Origin of the sequence: Ochrobactrum quorumnocens, assembly GCF_002278035.1 — a bacterium.
GTDB lineage: Bacteria > Pseudomonadota > Alphaproteobacteria > Rhizobiales > Rhizobiaceae > Brucella > Brucella quorumnocens.
The window spans coordinates 295,628-312,979 of sequence record NZ_CP022605.1; the positions used below are offsets into that span (position 1 = coordinate 295,628).

Here is a 17,352-nt window from a genome sequence, read left to right on the forward strand (position 1 = left end):
GGAGAATGTGATCAGTCCTTATTATGGACCATCTGCGCGGTTTGTTGGTTCTTGCGTTTTGGCCCTAAACCGCATTTTCTACGCCCATAGATAACGGGCAATGCTTCGGTTTTCAGTGTTGCGCTGGCGCTTGCCGATGTCATGATATTTACCAAATCCCACGGCGTGAAGACGCGGATCATGTCTGGACTTCGCCCGCCAGCCGCGCCCTGCGCATAAAGGCCCAGTCGATGAGTTCGGCCATAGACGGCCCAAGAGCCTTGCCCATATCGGTCAACGCATACTCCACCTTCGGCGGCACTTGGGGATAAACGGAACGGGTCACGATCCCATCCTTCTCCAACGCCTTCAGTTGCTGGATGAGCATCTTTTGGTTCACCCCTTCACACCGCCGTTCGAGTTCGGAGAAACGAAGCGCTTCCTTGGCCCCAAATAGTTGGCAGATGATCACGATCTTCCATTTGCCTTCGAGAACCCGCACGGCGTCCGTTGTCGCGTCCGCCCATTTGCGCTGCTGCTGCGGGTCTCCGCATCTCCACTCTCGTTCCTGGGCCATACTTACCTTTTGGTGGGTAGCCCACCTATCTGTTGGTTCTTGTCCAAATCGCAGTCTTCATTATCTTGATAGGCAGCACAACAGGAGCATCAGCATGAAAATCGGCATCATCGGAATCGGCTATATTGGCGGCACTCTCGCCCGAAAGCTTGCATCGGCGCGCCATGAGGTCAGGGTGGCGAACTCCAAGGGCGTAGATGCCGTCAGGCCATTCGCCGACGAGATTGGAGTCATTGCTGCGGACACAAAAGAAGCCATCTGCGGCGCGGACCTTGTCATTCTTTCCATTCCGCTTCTCGCCATTGAAAACCTGCCGAAGGACCTCTTCAAGGAACTGTCCGCCAACGTTCCGGTCATCGATACCAGCAACTACTATCCTGGTCTGCGCGACCCGCAATTCGCCGACCTCGACGCAGGCGAGATCGAGAGCGTCTGGGTCTCCAGACAGATCGGTCGCCCCGTCATAAAGGCCTTCAACAACATCCTCGCATATTCCCTGGCGGAACTGGGCCAGCCAAAGGGAGCGGCCAGTCGACTGGCCGTGGCGGTCGCGGGAGACGACGAAGCCGCGAAGAAGATCGCCATGGCAATCGTAAACGAGGTTGGGTTCGATCCCATCGACGGCGGATCGCTCGCTGAATCGTGGAGGCAGCAGCCGTTAACACCGAGCTATTGCTGCGACTTCGACGAACCCACCATGCGCAAGGCGCTTGATGCCGCGGTGAAGGGTGAAGCACCCACAAGATGGTCCATATTCATAAACAAGATGGCAGCGCTTGAGCCAAACTCCACGCACGCGGACCGCGTTGCCATGAACCGCTCGTTCGCCCCACTTCGATAAAACAACATTACCTTAATCTCGATCCGCAACTCGAAGAGATCTTGTTGCGGATCCGCGACAGCCGGAACGCAACAAATCCTGCAGATGACGGGGCAGGAGACTTTCTATTATCCAATAGCGTGAAAGGCCTGCCAAGCGGGGAAATCTCTCAACTTAATTGCCCAGCAACAATACCGAAACCGCATGCAATGGATCAAGCCATTGAATTTATGGTATAGTCTTGAAATTGGAGCCTTGGCGACTGAAGCTGTCCCATGCGATCAAGAATAATTGGCCCCAAATTGCGATCACGGCCAACCATAATACAAACAATTCTGTCGCTACTGATGATCTGGAAAACGCCTGATCCGCGGATTTTCATCCAGAGCCTTCAGCTTGTGGGCGTCGGATACATCCGTGCCACCATATTTGGCCTTATACTTTTAAAGGCTTACACTGCTGATCCCGTGCTTGCGGCAAACCTCAGCAGTCGGCAGACCCGCCCACTGCTCCTTCAAGATTCCGATAATCCGCTCTTCAGTGAACCGTGGACGCTTCATCCGTCCGTCTCCTTGTTGCTCTGCTCCCTCAAAACTGGACCGTTCATAATTAGAGTTCTCGCGCTACTTTCCTGGCTGGAGAAGGAATGGAAAGCATCGAAGTTTTCGGATGCCCAAAAGAGTTTATTCTCAAGCAGAGGAATGACTGGGTGCCAGTAGGAGAGATTTGTCGCAAGAGCGGGATCAGCCAAGCAACGCATTTCAATTGGAAGAAAAAATACACAGGTTTGCTGCCCAGCAGACGAACTCCGCTGCTCCGGTACTACATGCAAGCCGATGACGACCTTGAACATATCCGGGAACGGCGCAGACCGGATAACCCGCTCAGGTTTGCTTTGTAGCTCTGGGTCCTGCGGCTATCCCGGTCGTTCAAACTTGCGCTTGGCAAATTGGTGTCTTTCGATAGGCCCTGTTGTTGTATTTAAGAAAAGCTCAGGCAACAGTTTCCGGTTCCGATCATATTTGGTTTTCAATGCTTTTCTTTTCGATATAGTCCGCACATTCAAGAAGGAGTTATGCCAATGCAGCATTCGCATCGTGCTTTGGCTTTCAACCGCATAGGCTGAACGGAATATGACCGAAATTTCACCTTCCGGACCGATGGGTGCACTCGGCCGGCTACATCGCTGGATTAACGGACATAAAGCGCGGCGAGCGGCGGTAGTAATCGGGTTCTTCAGCGTGGTTTGGGTTTTGTTGTTCGGTGGGTGGATCGCAATTGCGTTGCTGCGCGGATCGACTGAACGTAACGCCGGAGCGGTAGCGCTACTATACGTCATTATGCCCTTTCTCTCTGTTGTTATGCTTTTACTATTTCACCGTATGGCTTATCGCCGATTTTGGGATGATGATCGAAAAAGGGCTCGCAACAAAAGTACGAAAGAGTGGGCCCTTGAGACTGATAGTGCCCCGCCCGCACCGGCTTTTGATTGGCCTTTGACGCTTCAGGCCCGGCACGGAATTATCTATGTACTCGCCATTACGGGATTGCTGTTTAGTTTTACGCCCTATCAACATCAGGCTGCAATTGTACAATTCATGGTGAATATTAGTTTCGGTTCGGCGACACTACGGCAGTTATCAGGGCTGTTGTTTGGATATCTGCCTCTGTTCTTTTTTGCGGTGTGTACCATGGGAATAACACATCGCCAGCAACGGCGTAATGATGCTGGCCTGCTTAGTAATCGAGAACGACTATTGCTTCGGGCTGAGATGAATTGGCTCATGTCATTCGGTATTGCCCTCGCAAGCGTTATGCTTTTGAATCAGACCTTCGGACACATGATTATTTCCCATCTCTGATATGCGGTGCATCCGCTCGCGCCCGAGGCGATTGCGCTTCGTGGAAGCATAGCTGCGTTTAGTTTCACCATGTCAAATTTTGCGACATGTGTGCACGATCTACTATTATGGGCTCTGACGCACTTTGATGACCTTATGCATAGGCTGGCTTTGGCTTTGCAAAAAGAAATAGCGCTATGGTTCGTTCGCATCGCCCTCTGAACTCATGCATACCGGCTTTGCCATCAATAAAACTCCGGTCGACGACGACAAGATCATTATCACTGTCGTACGATAAGTAGGTCGGGCCTTTGTCGGTTGCGTTCAAAATCGATAGGTATACACAGCCGACCGACAACACCTGGCAAATCTTCCGGTCGGGGATAAAATTCGTTCGAGTGGCTATTGCAGCGCGGCGGTTCCACCGCGATGCAGTGCTATGGGGCCGAAGGATATTTACCGAAGCTTCGATGCAGATGTTCTGGCGCCGTGAGCGCGGCGAACCGCGTGGCTTGACTATATTGTCATCATCCTGGGCTTGCTTTTGGCGGATGACTGTCGGCGAATTTCGACCGCGGGCTGATGGTGCCGGCGAGCAATGCGCCTTGTTGCGTGTCGTGCGACGGCGCAGCAGCCCTCATTTCGTTTCGACGACTGTGATCGAGACCACTCGCGCCTGGCTCTCGGAGCAGCCTCAGATCAGTACTGTTGCCCGCGACCGCGGTGGCACCTCATGGAAAACAACAGTCGGGCATTCTTGGGCGCGGTTCGCAAATCAATGCCCAGATAAGAACAGCAATTGGGGCCATCGCAGTCTACCTAGGCCTACTGACAAACCGCCAAGCGGATCCAATATCAGGGATACCTCGTCCGTGAAGACACAAACGCCGCCTTTCTTAACCTCGCCCAATCTGGCCTCGCGGTCAAGGAAACCGTCCGGCGAACTGGGCATAGTCGCGGTCTCGTTAGACGGGTACTACTTGGTCAACGATCCGATGCATTACGCGCGCGAACTCGCTTGAAGTTCACCTACCATGGCTCGATCCACAATGGAGCGCTGGTAATCTCGGCTCGATCTATTCTGCCAGCAGGTGCAAAGCCACGTTTGAACATAAAAAATTTGCCAGAAACTTGTTTTTTTGAAGAACAGGGGGTCCCGTCGGGCGCTTATCCCGGTTATGTTGTAAATAAATAAGATATGTGGAACAGGAGAGAAAGTTGAATATGTATCATTTGATGCTACCCACGTTTTTTATTGTGGCAAGTATTCTAACGGGCTGCCAGTCGCTCGACGATCTGGATCGGGAAGCTTATCAACGCGCTTGTGATAATCTTGACATTCCACGTGGCACGCCTGAATATTCTCAGTGCATGTTGCAGCAGCAGCAGATGGATAACGATAATTTCCAGCGTTCTATGGATCGCCAGACCGAAGAGCGTCTTATCAAGAAGATGTAGCGGACTAAATCGGCATGTACGGTATCGTACGTGCCGTTCTCACTGAAGTGAATGAATCAACCATGAGATTATGAGATTTTCCAAAACAAATAGCCTTCTTTCCGCGTTTGTAATTCTGACCTTTTTTCTCAGCGCGATAGGCAGCAGCGTGGCTCAGCAGCAGGCCACCCCTCCCCGTCCGTTGATTGCTGGCGTCTATATCAGCACACCATTTGTAACTAAGGACGGTGATCGCTATTCGGGCATGGCGATTGAGCTATGGGAAAAATCGGCAAAGGCTCTGGGCCGAACATACGAATATCGCGATTATCCCTCTTTTGAGGCCTTAATTACAGCCGTCGAAAACGGTGAGGTTGAAGCCGCGATATCGAACCTGACAATCACGAAAGAGCGCGCCGCCCGATTGCTATTTTCTCAGCCCTGGTACGATGCCGGATTGAGAATAATGGTCGCCAATGAGAATAGCAGTGGTTTTTGGCAGGTAATCAGCGGTCTTGAAAATGCCGGCCATTTGCGCGCCATGCTGTGGCTTATGGCATTTATTGTTTTAGCGACGATCTTTCTCGCATTTTTCTATCGGAGGTTCGACAAATCCTTTCCCCGAAAGTGGCATGTCGGATTGGCTGAGAGCTTCTATGAAGTTATGTCAGTCACAACATCGGGAAAGATCACGCGGCCAAATGTGCTTGGCTGGCTAGGTCGTATTTCAGGTGGTCTTTGGATGGTGTGTGGGGTGGCGGTCATTGCCTACGTAACATCGTCCGTTACCAGTGTGATGACGGCTCTTTCGCTCACGCACCAGATCAACTCCATTGCAGATCTACCCGGACGAACAGTTGGTGTGCTTGGTGGAAGCGTAGCGGAGATTTATGGCCGTGGATTACGGCTTGATGTTAGAAGCTTCGCGGCGACACAAGACGCTATTGACGCTCTTGATAATGGAGAAGTTGATGCGATTGTCGGAGATGCGCCAGTGCTTGAATATTTCGTGCACTCAAATCCGGGCTCTGCATTTTCGGTCGTAGGCGCGATTTTCCATCCTGACAAGTACGGTTTTGGCTTTCAGCATAATAATCACCTCGGCCATGAGGTGACTTTGCAGATATTAGCCCAACAGGAAACCGGAGAACTTGGAGTTCTCCGTCGCAAATATTTTGGAAATCAACAATGATCGGAGAAGGATCATCATCTGAACCATCACGGGCGCGGGTGTCCGAATATACGAGACTACTCTGCCAATGACAGCGCCTCCCGTCCCGATTTGATTGATGCATCGCCGATTGTCTCGCCATTTTTCGGTATCAAACGGTCTGTATATGCGCTGCCCGTCAGGTTATGGCGTACATAGCGTTCCAACAGTCGTTGCTGCGATTTTACAGCGTAGAGAGGATATCGGTTCAGCAGTTGGTTATTTGCGATCGATAACCCAAGAGTCAGGGGAGCTCTCTGTCGCGCAAATGCAAATAGTGGGCTGAAAGCCAATGTTGCATCTGCGTTATAAGGGTGAAAATCGGTCATCCTTGATTGGATCGCCGCAGCGTAATTAGGGGCTTTGTAGCTTGTTCGCACTGTGCACTATAGCAACTCAGCGCGGAGAACTCATGGGCGTATTGATATTATATGGCACGAGGCGTCACTGCTGTGATGGTTTCGATAAGGAGAAATTGGGGTCAGTCTAGCCCGGCTAGCAGATGGATGAGAATGTCCCTTGCGATAGAAGCCGCAGTCGGGCGTTAGACATCTAATTTTTCGTGATACAGTCATTTCCACCCTCAGGGGACGCTTACTTCTACCCGGCCGCTCTTTCGTCATTCGAAAAGTCTCCTTCTGGAAGCGGCAAATCGTGCACGTCAGTAATAAAATTCAGCGGAGCGGAAGACCGACGTGTTGTCATACTGGGGAAGAATTATCGGGGCTGCAGCCGCTGCTTTTGCACTGGAATTAATAGCTACACCCTGTTTCCGTATCGTGTTCTGCTACCGATCGCGGCTTTGGTCATTCTCTCTCGACATTGGGACGATCATCGTCCTGAAATATAATATGCCAAGGATATAAAGAAGTAATACGATACATTCTATCTTATTTTGCGCAGTTTCGCATTGTGATAGTGATCACATCATCCCTTTTGCCGTTCTATTATTACATCACAAATGTGAACCGGTTTGTGTTGTCCTCGGATCAGCGTGACTGTCGCAGTTAAACAATCATAGAACACTATCGCATGAAGCGGCGGACGCACCAGCTGAGACCATAATAGCCTCTATGAATCCATAAATAGCAAGGTCTTCACGCTCCGACCCTGCAATAAGAAATCAAACGGTCGTTGCCCAGAATTTAGTGGTTGCCATTTCCTGCAAGACCGATTCCTGCAATCAGCGAGCCCCATACCTTCAGGCGTAGGCCGACAGCCTTCACAACGCCCGTGGCCGCAATGAGGTGCCCTGCAAATCCACCAATATTGTTGGTGTAGGTTTGAACAAGGCAACCGGTGCCGTCGAGCATGATCTTCTCATGTTCTTTATGCTCAAGCTCCAGGTAGACAAGTAACGATCCGCGTGGCGCACGCCCATTAAGTTCAACCAGTTGTCCTCCCGGCACGATCTGACCTGTTGAGATGGCGGGCTGCACATGAACGACCCGTGCAGGAAGAACTGTGTTGCTGAAGGATAAGCCAATGTTGGTGTCACACGCGATTTCTGCGGGCATTCCTTCATAGATTGTCGAGCGCGCAACTTGCGAAAAGCCCGCAGTAATCCTAAGCGGCAGATTGTCTGGACGGTCTGGAATGATCACCATCGCTGGACTTAGTATGAGAGTTGAAGCGGGACTTCCCACGCTCAAGGACAATTGAGTTACGACACCATTGGTGAACGAGCGAACCTCCGTCATGCTTAGCGCGACCCTGCCGCTTTCGACTGTCGCCTCGGTAACCTTGCGTTGCGCGGGAAGCGATTGAGAAATTTCCACTTGCGCCAGGCTCAGCTGGGCCTGTGCCGCCGCCAGATCGGCCTCGCCAATCTGGAAAGCTGATTCCGCTAGGCGCACAGTATCCTTCGTGCCGGCGTTCTTAGCGAATAAAGCCTGCGCGTTCTTGAGGTCACCTTTCAGCTTTTCCAGCGATGCACTCGACACGACTACGCTCGCTTGCGCGACCTTCAAGGAGTCACTGGCTTTCGATTCTGCGGCCGCAATTCTGTCGAATTCGGCTTCGGCTTGCTTGAGCGCCGCTTTCTGCGCGCTGCTTTCAATCCGGAAGAGTAGGTCACCGGCGGAAACCCTCTGCCAATTTCGTACGGCGATTTCGGTTACGGGGCCACTGGTTTGCGCTACGGTTGACACGGTACGAAAGGGTACCAGGCCAGAATATGATTTTGGGTGGAAGTAGAAGATCACGACGAAAAGGAAAAAGGCCAGAATGGCCCACAGGAACACCGCGGTCCGCATGTTCCATACCGTCATGGATTCGCCCCGGCGTCTCAACTGGTAGTAACGGATAATGACTGGAAAAGAAGTAAAGAGAAGCTCAAGCATCTTGCGGCTCCTCTGGTTTGGCGGGGCCCATGGCAACAACTTCGTCGCTCGGCTCCGGCGGGGCTACGACCGGCGAAAAAGCGGCTTCGGGCACGACTTCGTGAATATTCGGCAAATGGAAGCGCGACCAGTCCGCCAATAAAGCGAGGAGGATTGCAGTTAAGGGAAGAAAAACGTGGAAATGCTCAAGCGGAAATATCTCGTAGAGGAGAGCAATCGTCAACAATGTTGGGATTGTCTTAGCTAGGGGGGTCCCCTTCGACCTGTGCTCTGCCCAACGGTCGAAGACTGCATAAAGCGTCACAATCCCATAGAGCGCGACACAGATAAGTATTAACCCCACCCATGCCAGCATGTCTGTTTCGCCTGGAGCCGTGAACCACGATGGACTTGTGTGTCCGAGACCGCTTTCAATCCCCATCAATCACCTCCTCAGTAAGTAATCGCCGGAATTGTTATCGAGCGGCTGTAGAATTCTACTATACAAAGAGTGGTAATGAAAGTTATCAATGAGCTTTCGGTGTCATCCCGAATTTGGGCATTTATGAGCACAGCATCTCTTTATTATGCCTGCCAGTATTGTGGTGCTCATTTTTCTCGTCTCCAAGAGGAATGGCCGATCTTGAGTCGTTTACTCCACCCCGTTTGGCTGAGCGAGGTATCCTAGACAAAACACTGCCGACTTGAAGTAGAGTGCCAGCTTCAGTCAAAGATCGCCTTCGAATCCCTTTTCAATGGAGCTGGTTTCGATCCCTTTTTGCGGGAGGTTACGAGATATTCAGTGGAGAATAGCAAAGATTTGTCCAGCTGCGCGGATAACCTTGGTGCTTATTTGACGCGTAGTGTGCTTAGTTTCTCCCAAGATTAAACCAATTTCTGCTTGAGGCAGACCGCCGAACAAGAGCATTGTAACTTTTACTTTGGCATAAAGCTGAGCGGTGATAAGAGGTCATGATCGAACCTCGTGCCTCGATTTATCACTGCCATCGTTTTCCGCCTGAGATTATCGCCGAAGCGGTGTAGCTGTATTCCCGCTTCCCATTGAGCTTTCGCATGGTTGAAGACATGCTGGCTTACAAAGGGATTATCGTTACCCACATGACGGTACGCGAATGGGCTGAAAAGTTCGGATGGCAATATTCCAATTTTGGTCCGTCGCCGTACACCCCGCCTTGGCGACATATGGCATCTTGATGAGGCTGTCGTTACGATCAACGGCGAACGACACTTTCTGTGGCGCGCCGTTGATCAGGATGGGTTTGTGCTGGAAGTTCTGATCCAGAAACGTCGCGATACCAGAGCCGCAAAGCGCTTCATTCGAAAGATGCTGTCAGGTCAGGCGCAGTTCCCCGCGTCATAGCCACGGACAAACCGAAATCTTATGGCGCTGTCAATCGGGAGATCGGCCTCACCGTTTGTGATCATCGCCAGCACAAAGGTTTAACAATCGGGCCGAGAATTCTCATCAACCTATAAGACGGCAAGAGCGGAGCATGAAGCGCTTCAAGTCATCAGTACGACACTTGCAGCGTTTCGCATCCATTCACGATCCGATCTACAACCTTCACCATTTCCCGCGCGACCGCTTCACCTCTGCCATCCAGCGCGAACTACGCCAGGCCGCCGCCACCATATGGCGCGTAATCACATGCCTCAAATCAGCGTAAACTCGACTTCATAGATCGGGATATGACCACACACAGGTTAAGGTTACACTGCCGCTGCCCTTTGTGGAAGTCAATGCCGGTATCGCTGTTCTACCTGCCTACGCCTTCACCGCCTTACGTGGCCGCGGCATCGTTGCCCGTCCCCTGACGGATCCCGCCATCGTGCGCGAAGAGCGCCTCATCACGCCTCGTGACCGCGATCAATCGGCAGCCACCGTCGCTGTGCATTCGATCTTGCGGAACCTGCTTCGCCAGATGATTTCCGAAATTCCGGGAACGGGCAGCCCGAACTAGAGCCTTTGAGCTTGCTTCACGAGCCTTTGCACGCTCAAATAAAACTGCACCGCTGTTTAGAATCATCTGAAAAAGTCGATACTGAACATCACACCGCCGAAGGTCGGTCGCGTCGCCAGCAAGGGAATGCAGTCTCATGAATACTTACGGAAAACTATTTTCAGCCGCGCTTATCGCGGCTGCGCTCAATAGCACGGCAGTTGGACAAGTCTTCGCTAAAACATTGATTTATTGCTCCGAGGCATCTCCTGAAATGTTCGACGCGGCGCAGACAACATCCGGTGCCGTCTATGACGCATCGGCGCGCAACGTGTCCAACGGGCTTATCAAGATCAAGCGCGGCTCAACGGAGCTGGAACCCGGTCTCGCGGAAAGCTGGGAGGTTTCTACCGACGGCAAGGAATATACGTTTCACCTGCGAACGGGCGTGAAGTTTCACACCACAAGTTTTTTCACCCCTACACGTGAATTTAATGCAGATGATGTGATCTTTACTTTCGACCGCCAGGGAAACAAGGAAAACCCCTACTACAACCAAGGTACATGGCCGCAATTTGGAGCCTATTCCTTTCCCTCATTGATCGAAAAAATCGAAAAGATTGACGATCACACTGTCAAATTTGTGCTGACGCATCCTGAAGCGACTTTTATCTCGACGTTGTCACTGACATTCGCCGTCATTCAGTCCAAGGAATATGCCGACAAGCTCGTCGCGGAAGGCCGCATTGCGGAATTCGGCCAGCAGCCCGTCGGAACGGGCCCCTATCAGTATGTAGCTTATCAGAAAGATAGCGCCATCCGCTATCAGGCCAATCCCGATTACTGGGCGGGCAAGCAGAAGATCGACAATCTCATCTTTGCGATCACACCTGATGCGGCGGTGCGCTATCAGAAACTGAAGTCGGGCGAGTGCCACGTCATTGCCGCTCCCAACCCTGCCGATATTGCGGAGATGAAGAAAGACCCGGCCGTCGAAATGCTGAATAAGGAAGGTTTGAACCTGTCCTTCCTCGCATACAACATCCAACAGAAGCCGTTTGATGATGTGCGCGTCCGCAAGGCGCTAAACATGGCGGTTAACAAGGCTGCGATCATTGATGCAGTCTATCTGGGCTCAGCAGTTGTTTCGGTGAACCCGTTGCCACCAAGTGTCTGGGGCTATAACAAGAACGTCAAGGACGACGCTTATGATCCCGAACAGTCACGCAAGTTGCTCGACGAAGCGGGCGTCAAAGACCTGAAGATGAAAATCTGGGCGATGCCTGTGCAGCGGCCTTATATGCCAAATGCGCGCCGCGCAGCCGAGCTCATTCAATCGGACTTCGCCGAAGTGGGCGTAACGGCGGAAATCGCCACCTATGACTGGGGTGAATATCTCAAGCGTTCACTGGACAAGGACCGCGATGGCGCTGTTATGCTTGGATGGACCGGCGGCATAGCCGATCCCGACAATTTCCTTGCCGCGCTCTTGAGCTGCCAGGCCATAGGTAGTGCCAATCGCGCAAACTGGTGCAATCAGGATTTTGAGAAGTTGATCCAAGCTGCCAAACTGACAACCGTCCAGACAGAGCGGACCAAGCTCTACGAACAGGCACAGGTCGTGTTCAAGGAACAGGCTCCCTGGCTGACAATCGCCCATCAGATCGTCCAGCAGCCCATCAGCAAGAAAGTTAAAGACTTCCGCATCGATCCCTTCGGTGGCTATCTGTTCGAAGATGTTGATATCGACGAATAGACTTCGTCCCCGCCGGTTTGATCGCTGGCGTTGATTTGCGAATAGCGGGCAGGAACGCCCGCTATTCTTCTTTGGTGCTCAGATGAAATCCGAGCCAAGCTGACCAATAGAGCATTTCCAATTTAAACCGAATTGCTGAAAATGCTCTATCTATTTGTTTTTAAGCATTATCCGACGCAAAACCGCTTCGTACTTTTGCTGGAAATGCTCTAGCCGAGAAAATAAAATGGATATCGTAGACCGCTTTCTAGCCTATACCTGCATCAACACAACCGCAGTGCCCAATGCGGACAAACTCCCCTCGAGCGCGGGACAAACCGATCTCGCAAAGCTGCTCGCCCGCGAAATGCGCGCCATGGGCATGGAAGTTGAAGAACGCGATCATTCGATTGTTGTCGGCACTTTGCCCGCCACCCCGGATGCCGATCATCAATTCCCGACAATTGCATGGGTCGCCCATCTCGATACGTCCAGCGAATATACGACCGACACCCACGCTCATGTGGTGAATTATCAGGGCGGGGATATTCTTCTCAACGAAGCGACCGGCTCTGTCATGCGACTTGCGGAGTTCCCGGAACTGGAACGTTATATCGGCGACCGGATCATTGTTACAGATGGCACCAGCCTGCTGGGTGCTGACAACAAATCCGCCATCGCCGAGATCATGCATGCCATGCAAATCCTGATTACCCATCCCGAGATTGAGCACGGCACGGTTAAGGTCGTTTTCGTTCCTGATGAAGAAATTGGACTGCTCGGAGCAAAGGCGCTCGACGTTCCTTCCCTGAAGGCTGATTTCGCTTATACGCTCGATTGCTGTGCGGTTGGCGAAATCGTGTATGAGAACTGGAACGCGGGCGAGTTTCGCCTGACTTTCAAAGGACAGCCAGCCCATCCAATGTCAGCCAAAGGCAAGCTGCGCAACGCCATACTCTATGCCCAGCAGTTCATCGCAATGATGCCTGGTGGTGAACGCCCGGAATATACGGAAGGCACCGAAGGCTATTATTGGGCTAAGGGCATTCACGGGACCGTTGCTGAGACAAGCTTGATTATCGATATTCGAGATTTCACGAAGGACAGTTACGAAGCACGTCGTGCCTTTATCGAAAACCTTGCCCAGAGTTTCAACCAACTCCATGGCGACGGTACAGTTCACGTAGACTACAAGGCCGTTTATCGAAACGCCGCCGAAAGCCTGCAAGGCGAGAAGCGTTATCCGGTCGTGCTTGCCCTTCAGGCCATGAAGGCAATAGGCGTCGTACCGACACCCCTACCGATGCGAGGCGGCTATGACGGTGCAGTGCTGTCCGAAAAAGGGCTGCCATGTCCTAATCTGTTCTGCGGCGCACACAACTTCCACTCGATTTACGAATTTCTGCCGGTTGGATCGCTCAATAAGGCGTCGGAGATGGTTGTCGAAATACTCAAGACTGCGCGAATAACCGACAGAAGCGCAGATTGATCAAGATCAGACTGAACACCGAGGATAAGTGAAGTCATCTCGTCTCCTCACTTCCTGTCTGTCTTCTCGCTACCGCCAAGGCGGTTTGTCTTTAGTATCCTATGGCGGCGCCAGCGACTGCGCGACTATCAATGGCGCCGTAATAGCGGTTGTCGCCGCCTTTTTCGATGGCTGCCATGTCCTTTCCTCCGACAAGAATACCTGCTGCCTCGCCCCAGACCGGCCAATCGTGATCCTCTCCGACCTTATACCCCATACCGGTTAGCAACCTGATCGTATCTGGTGAAAGCGCATTCGCTTCCATATAGACCCGGTCAGGCAGCCACTGGTGATGGATGCGCGGGGCATCAATCGCCTCCTGAATATCCATGCCGTGATCGATGACATTCATGATCGCCTGCAGCGTGATTGTGATAATGCGCGAACCGCCGGGGCTTCCTATGACCATGAACGGGTTTCCGTCCTTCGACACAATAGTTGGGCTCATCGAGGAGAGCGGCGACTTGCCCGGTTCGATGGCATTGGCTTCGCCTTGTATGAGACCATAGAGATTGGCCACGCCTGGCTTGATGGTGAAGTCGTCCATCTCGTTGTTAAGAAGAATGCCAGTTCCCTCGGCCACCTTGGCCGTGCCGAACGATCCGTTCAGCGTATAGGTCACAGCAACCGCATTGCCTTCTTTGTCCACGATCGAATAATGCGTGGTTTCGTTGGTTTCCTTGAATTCAGCTGGCTTGAGAGCCTCGCTGACACCGGCGCGATAAGGATCGATGCGGCCACGAATTTCTTCTGCATAGGCCTTGCTGGTAAGCTTCTCAATTGGATTGTCGACGAAATCCGGGTCGCCCAATGCCGTGTTGCGGTCGACATAAGCGTGGCGCATCGCTTCCACCATCAACCGCGTGGTTTCAGCGGAACCATAACCTAGATAGGAAATCGGATAGCCCTCGAGAACATTCAGGATTTCGCATATAATCAATCCACCCGAAGAAGGCGGCGGCGATGAAATGATGTCATAGCCGCGATAGCTGCACTTTACCGGTTCTAACTCACGGACCTTGTATTGTTCAAAATCAGCCTTGGCGAGAATGCCGCCATTTTCGTTGCTCGATTTGACGATCAGATCGGCAATCTCGCCTTGATAGAAGGCCGATGTGCCCTTTTCCGAAATCGACAAAAGCGATTTTGCCAAATCCGGCTGAATAAGCTTCTCTCCCAAGCCAAGCGGCTTTCCGTCTTTCAAAAAGATTTTCGCAGCCGCAGGATCTTTTGCCAGTCTTTCATTGCCGTCGGCAAAAGAGAGAATATCCCCCAGCTCAAGCGTAAAACCGTCCTTGGCGAGCTTAAGTTCTGGCTCGATGAGTTCTGCGCGCTTGCGGGTGCCATATTTTTCGCGTGCTTCCTCGAGGCCAGCCACTGTTCCAGGTACGCCGATGGCCAGATAGGTTTCAGTGCTGGCGCCTTCGACCGGATTGCCGCTTCTGTCCAAATACATCGTCTTGGCGGCAGCGAGCGGTGCGCGCTCGCGAAAATCCAGAAATGTGCTCTTGCCGTCATTGAAACGGATTGTCATGAAGCCGCCACCGCCGAGATTACCGGCTGTCGGATAAACGACTGCCAGTGCATAGCCGACGGCAACAGCAGCATCGACGGCATTGCCGCCGTTCTTGAGCACATCGACACCGATCTGCGAGGCAAGATGCTGAGCTGTAACCACCATGCCGTTTTGCCCTTCCGCCGGGGCTGGTGATGCCGCGTGAGCCGAAGGTAGATGACCCGCAATGGCGACGACAGCGGCAAGGGAAAGCGATTTCAGTCTGTAATGCTGCATGTCTTTCCTCCCACGTGTTCTCCCCAACGGGAGCCCAGGCAACAACGTCCGCAATATCTTGCACAAAAGCAAGGGTAAGCAATTCTGTTTAATGAAGGTTGCGGATAAAACTTCAAGCAGTAATAATATGCAGCATTCGGTTGAGATATTGCCAACGTTGAAGCTGAAACCCGAGATGAAGCTGACATCAATCAGTTGCTCGCCAAAGCCAGTGCCTCCGCCAACTTCTACCCGAGCCACATAACCGTTCGGGCTGTGGTTAAATTCCATTTCAACTTATGCGATCTCACCATGCAGGAGAAATCCATGACCTATGGTCAATGTGTCTGCGGAAATCTTAGAGTAACGCCTCATGGGCCACCACAACTGACGGCACTGTGTCACTGCTTCGCTTGTCAGCGCCGGACAGGATCGTCGTTCAGTGCTAATGCTTTCTTTGCGTCAGATTGCGCTGAAATTTCCGGTGCATCCACTGAATTCATTCGAACAGCCGAAAGCGGCCGCAAAGTCCGGATGCATTTCTGTCCAAATTGCGGCTCAACCGTTTATTGGCTGCCCGAAGCTGCACCTTCCGTGATTGGCGTAGCAGTCGGTTCGTTCGCCGATCCGGCTTTTAATACACCCTCACTATCTGTATTCGAGCAGTCGAAACATGAATGGGTGCTCCTTGATGAGACAATGAAACATTTCCCCCGCTTGCCGGATAGCGAATAACTGCAACCTGTTAGCGTTGCTATCCTTGCATTTTGCTTAGATTTAGTGAGTCTCACGTTCAATTAAGGACTATATTTTCAAGCGAATTCTGAAAGAGGCTTTCATGAATCCTGCTATCAGTTTGTTCCATTCAATCTCCGATCAGGACGGGACCGGCAAGTCAGAAATCAGCCGTTTCTCCAGATTCGTCTCTGCCGCGAAAACAAATGCAGAGACGTCAATCGCGAGAATCTCATACTTAGCCGCGGAGGTTTTCATCTCGGACACGCGCTGGCGCCAAAAGTAAGGCGCACCAGGAGCGTCCTCCGACAGGCGATTTTCCGGGAGTTGGCAGGATCGCGGCAAAACCGCGTTCAGCCCAGAACTGCGCCAGGGTGCATAGCCATCTTTGGAAGCAACATATTTTGACGGTCCGGCCCCATGCGAGAGAAGCACAATTGGCAGTGCGTCGCCTTTTGCCGGCGCGGTCAAGCGCAGTTCAAGTGGTGCGCGTCCCGCCACCGGCAGGACGATCAGGGATAGGCTACGGTCAGTGCCGCCTGGAGCGTTGGGATAAACCGCGACAGGTCGATGAGATTATTCATGTGTTGTCATCCTTTTGAGCTCCCTATGGGCACTGGGTCAAGAAGAGCAGTTCATTCATCTGTTGGCCTGGATGGCTGTCTGATTGAAGATAATTTCTGCATCGGCGCCTGCTGGCAGGCGCATCGGCGCATCTGGTTCCGTCACAGCCCGCAATACGGCCCGCGCCACGTCGTCGGCCTCTGTTTTCTCGGTCGAGCTGCGCATCTTTGCAAAATAATCTTTCACGAAAGCTTCATATGGCGCCGGAACGTCCATCCCCATGCGTGCCACGGCGTTCTTTCCAAAGGCGGTCGTTGGGGCTGACCCTGGCAGGACAAGCCGGGCATGGATGCCGAATTGCGCAGTCTCGAGGGCAAGGCTCTCCGTGAACGCATTGATGGCGGCCTTGCTGGCGCTGTAGACCGACAGTGCCGGGAACGGGCGCAACGTGACGCTAGAACTAATGTTGACGATGACGCCGGACCGGCGCGAACGCATGCCCGGCAGCACAGCCTGAGTCATAGCCATCGTGCCGAGCACATTGGTCTCGAAAAGTTCGCGGGCCTTGGCCATGTCTACACCCTCCAGCACGTTCAGCATGCCGACCCCGGCATTGTTGACGAGCGCATCAACAGCACCGGCGTCAGCGACGGCCTGCGCGATGCTGGCTGCGTCGGTAACGTCGAGCCGTAGGATGCGCAGGCGTTCGTGCCCTGTCATGACAACTGCCGCCGGGGCGCGCATGGTCGCGATGACCTCCCATCCCTGAGCGAGGAAGAGTTCTGTCGTGGCGAGACCAAAGCCCGACGAAGCGCCGGTGATAAGAATTTTGGGCATAACGTATCTCCTGTCGTTGCTACTACGAGAGATGGA

General features: G+C 52.6%; 14 protein-coding genes and 4 pseudogenes. 10 read left to right on the forward strand and 8 right to left on the reverse strand.

Translation table 11 applies throughout. The features are described from left to right. Positions 1-11 precede the first annotated feature (11 nt). Together CES85_RS27285 and CES85_RS23440 are read right to left on the reverse strand one after the other, a co-directional pair. A complete protein-coding gene (locus tag CES85_RS27285; protein ID WP_157743490.1) occupies positions 12-182 on the reverse strand; it encodes a hypothetical protein in 171 nt (56 codons plus the stop codon). Further along, the gene (locus CES85_RS23440) at positions 179-556 is read right to left on the reverse strand and encodes a winged helix-turn-helix transcriptional regulator (RefSeq protein WP_095448243.1); all 378 of its coding nucleotides are present in this window, start codon (positions 554-556) and stop codon (positions 179-181) included. Before CES85_RS23440 ends, CES85_RS27285 begins: the two co-directional genes overlap by 4 nt. A 94-nt stretch (positions 557-650) precedes the next feature. Between CES85_RS23440 and CES85_RS23445 the strand changes: the two genes are divergently transcribed. Further along, the gene (locus CES85_RS23445) at positions 651-1,397 is read left to right on the forward strand and encodes an NADPH-dependent F420 reductase (RefSeq protein WP_095448244.1); all 747 of its coding nucleotides are present in this window, start codon (positions 651-653) and stop codon (positions 1,395-1,397) included. A gap of 338 nt (positions 1,398-1,735) precedes the next feature. Here the strand turns inward: CES85_RS23445 and CES85_RS27920 are convergent. Further along, positions 1,736-1,936: pseudogene (locus tag CES85_RS27920) on the reverse strand (transposase); the annotation flags it as partial. A 75-nt stretch (positions 1,937-2,011) separates the two neighbouring features. On the opposite strand from CES85_RS27920, the pseudogene CES85_RS23455 reads away from it, so the two are divergent. The 4 genes and pseudogenes from CES85_RS23455 to CES85_RS23470 all read left to right on the forward strand — a co-directional run. Further along, a pseudogene (locus tag CES85_RS23455) lies at positions 2,012-2,172 on the forward strand (transposase); the annotation flags it as partial. Between the two features lie 337 nt (positions 2,173-2,509). Further along, positions 2,510-3,238, forward strand: a complete 729-nt coding sequence (locus CES85_RS23460) for a hypothetical protein (protein WP_157743491.1) — start codon at positions 2,510-2,512, stop codon at positions 3,236-3,238. Between the two features lie 1,197 nt (positions 3,239-4,435). Beyond that, complete coding sequence (locus CES85_RS23465; RefSeq protein ID WP_157743492.1) at positions 4,436-4,675, forward strand: hypothetical protein; 240 nt, start codon at positions 4,436-4,438, stop codon at positions 4,673-4,675. 148 nt (positions 4,676-4,823) lie between these two features. Continuing rightward, entirely contained in the window at positions 4,824-5,846 is a 1,023-nt protein-coding gene (locus CES85_RS23470; protein ID WP_244923366.1) for a transporter substrate-binding domain-containing protein, read from the forward strand. Between the two features lie 1,163 nt (positions 5,847-7,009). On the opposite strand, the gene CES85_RS23480 is transcribed toward CES85_RS23470, so the two are convergent. Beyond that, entirely contained in the window at positions 7,010-8,206 is a 1,197-nt protein-coding gene (locus CES85_RS23480; RefSeq protein WP_095448250.1) for an HlyD family secretion protein, read from the reverse strand. Beyond that, positions 8,199-8,627, reverse strand: a complete 429-nt coding sequence (locus CES85_RS23485; RefSeq protein ID WP_167388324.1) for a hypothetical protein — start codon at positions 8,625-8,627, stop codon at positions 8,199-8,201. Before CES85_RS23485 ends, CES85_RS23480 begins: the two co-directional genes overlap by 8 nt. Positions 8,628-9,157: 530 nt before the next feature. Here CES85_RS23485 and CES85_RS23490 point away from each other — a divergent pair. The 4 genes and pseudogenes from CES85_RS23490 to pepT all read left to right on the forward strand — a co-directional run bounded on the left by CES85_RS23490 (position 9,158) and on the right by pepT (position 13,370). Next, positions 9,158-9,873 (forward strand): annotated as a pseudogene (locus CES85_RS23490) (IS6 family transposase). A 63-nt stretch (positions 9,874-9,936) separates the two neighbouring features. Beyond that, positions 9,937-10,167 (forward strand): type 2 periplasmic-binding domain-containing protein, encoded by a 231-nt coding sequence (locus CES85_RS23495; protein WP_244923367.1) that lies wholly within the window; start codon positions 9,937-9,939, stop codon positions 10,165-10,167. A gap of 136 nt (positions 10,168-10,303) precedes the next feature. Then, positions 10,304-11,902: an ABC transporter substrate-binding protein gene (locus CES85_RS23500; RefSeq protein ID WP_095448251.1), complete on the forward strand. Its 1,599-nt coding sequence runs from the start codon at positions 10,304-10,306 to the stop codon at positions 11,900-11,902. A gap of 226 nt (positions 11,903-12,128) precedes the next feature. Next, positions 12,129-13,370: a peptidase T gene (pepT, locus tag CES85_RS23505; RefSeq protein WP_095448252.1), complete on the forward strand. Its 1,242-nt coding sequence runs from the start codon at positions 12,129-12,131 to the stop codon at positions 13,368-13,370. Between the two features lie 91 nt (positions 13,371-13,461). Here the strand turns inward: pepT and ggt are convergent, their stop codons facing one another. Further along, complete coding sequence (ggt, locus tag CES85_RS23510) at positions 13,462-15,201, reverse strand: gamma-glutamyltransferase (protein ID WP_095448253.1); 1,740 nt, start codon at positions 15,199-15,201, stop codon at positions 13,462-13,464. A gap of 306 nt (positions 15,202-15,507) precedes the next feature. Here ggt and CES85_RS23515 point away from each other — a divergent pair, with 306 nt between their 5' ends. After that, positions 15,508-15,915 (forward strand): GFA family protein, encoded by a 408-nt coding sequence (locus tag CES85_RS23515; RefSeq protein ID WP_095448254.1) that lies wholly within the window; start codon positions 15,508-15,510, stop codon positions 15,913-15,915. A gap of 252 nt (positions 15,916-16,167) precedes the next feature. Here the strand turns inward: CES85_RS23515 and CES85_RS27925 are convergent. Both CES85_RS27925 and CES85_RS23525 read right to left on the reverse strand, forming a co-directional pair. Beyond that, a pseudogene (locus CES85_RS27925) lies at positions 16,168-16,499 on the reverse strand (alpha/beta hydrolase family protein); the annotation flags it as partial. A gap of 55 nt (positions 16,500-16,554) precedes the next feature. Further along, a complete protein-coding gene (locus CES85_RS23525) occupies positions 16,555-17,316 on the reverse strand; it encodes an SDR family oxidoreductase (RefSeq protein WP_095448255.1) in 762 nt (253 codons plus the stop codon). Positions 17,317-17,352: the final 36 nt, after the last annotated feature.

What these genes read in the sequence shown, in the direction of transcription:
- CES85_RS27285 (WP_157743490.1), bottom strand. Translation starts at nt 182, where the DNA reads ATGATCCGCGTCTTCACGCCGTGGGATTTGGTAAATATCATGACATCG.
- CES85_RS23440 (WP_095448243.1), bottom strand. Translation starts at nt 556, where the DNA reads ATGGCCCAGGAACGAGAGTGGAGATGCGGAGACCCGCAGCAGCAGCGC.
- CES85_RS23445 (WP_095448244.1), top strand. Translation starts at nt 651, where the DNA reads ATGAAAATCGGCATCATCGGAATCGGCTATATTGGCGGCACTCTCGCC.
- CES85_RS23460 (WP_157743491.1), top strand. Translation starts at nt 2,510, where the DNA reads ATGACCGAAATTTCACCTTCCGGACCGATGGGTGCACTCGGCCGGCTA.
- CES85_RS23480 (WP_095448250.1), bottom strand. Translation starts at nt 8,206, where the DNA reads ATGCTTGAGCTTCTCTTTACTTCTTTTCCAGTCATTATCCGTTACTAC.
- CES85_RS23485 (WP_167388324.1), bottom strand. Translation starts at nt 8,627, where the DNA reads ATGGGGATTGAAAGCGGTCTCGGACACACAAGTCCATCGTGGTTCACG.
- CES85_RS23500 (WP_095448251.1), top strand. Translation starts at nt 10,304, where the DNA reads ATGAATACTTACGGAAAACTATTTTCAGCCGCGCTTATCGCGGCTGCG.
- pepT (WP_095448252.1), top strand. Translation starts at nt 12,129, where the DNA reads ATGGATATCGTAGACCGCTTTCTAGCCTATACCTGCATCAACACAACC.
- ggt (WP_095448253.1), bottom strand. Translation starts at nt 15,201, where the DNA reads ATGCAGCATTACAGACTGAAATCGCTTTCCCTTGCCGCTGTCGTCGCC.
- CES85_RS23515 (WP_095448254.1), top strand. Translation starts at nt 15,508, where the DNA reads ATGACCTATGGTCAATGTGTCTGCGGAAATCTTAGAGTAACGCCTCAT.
- CES85_RS23525 (WP_095448255.1), bottom strand. Translation starts at nt 17,316, where the DNA reads ATGCCCAAAATTCTTATCACCGGCGCTTCGTCGGGCTTTGGTCTCGCC.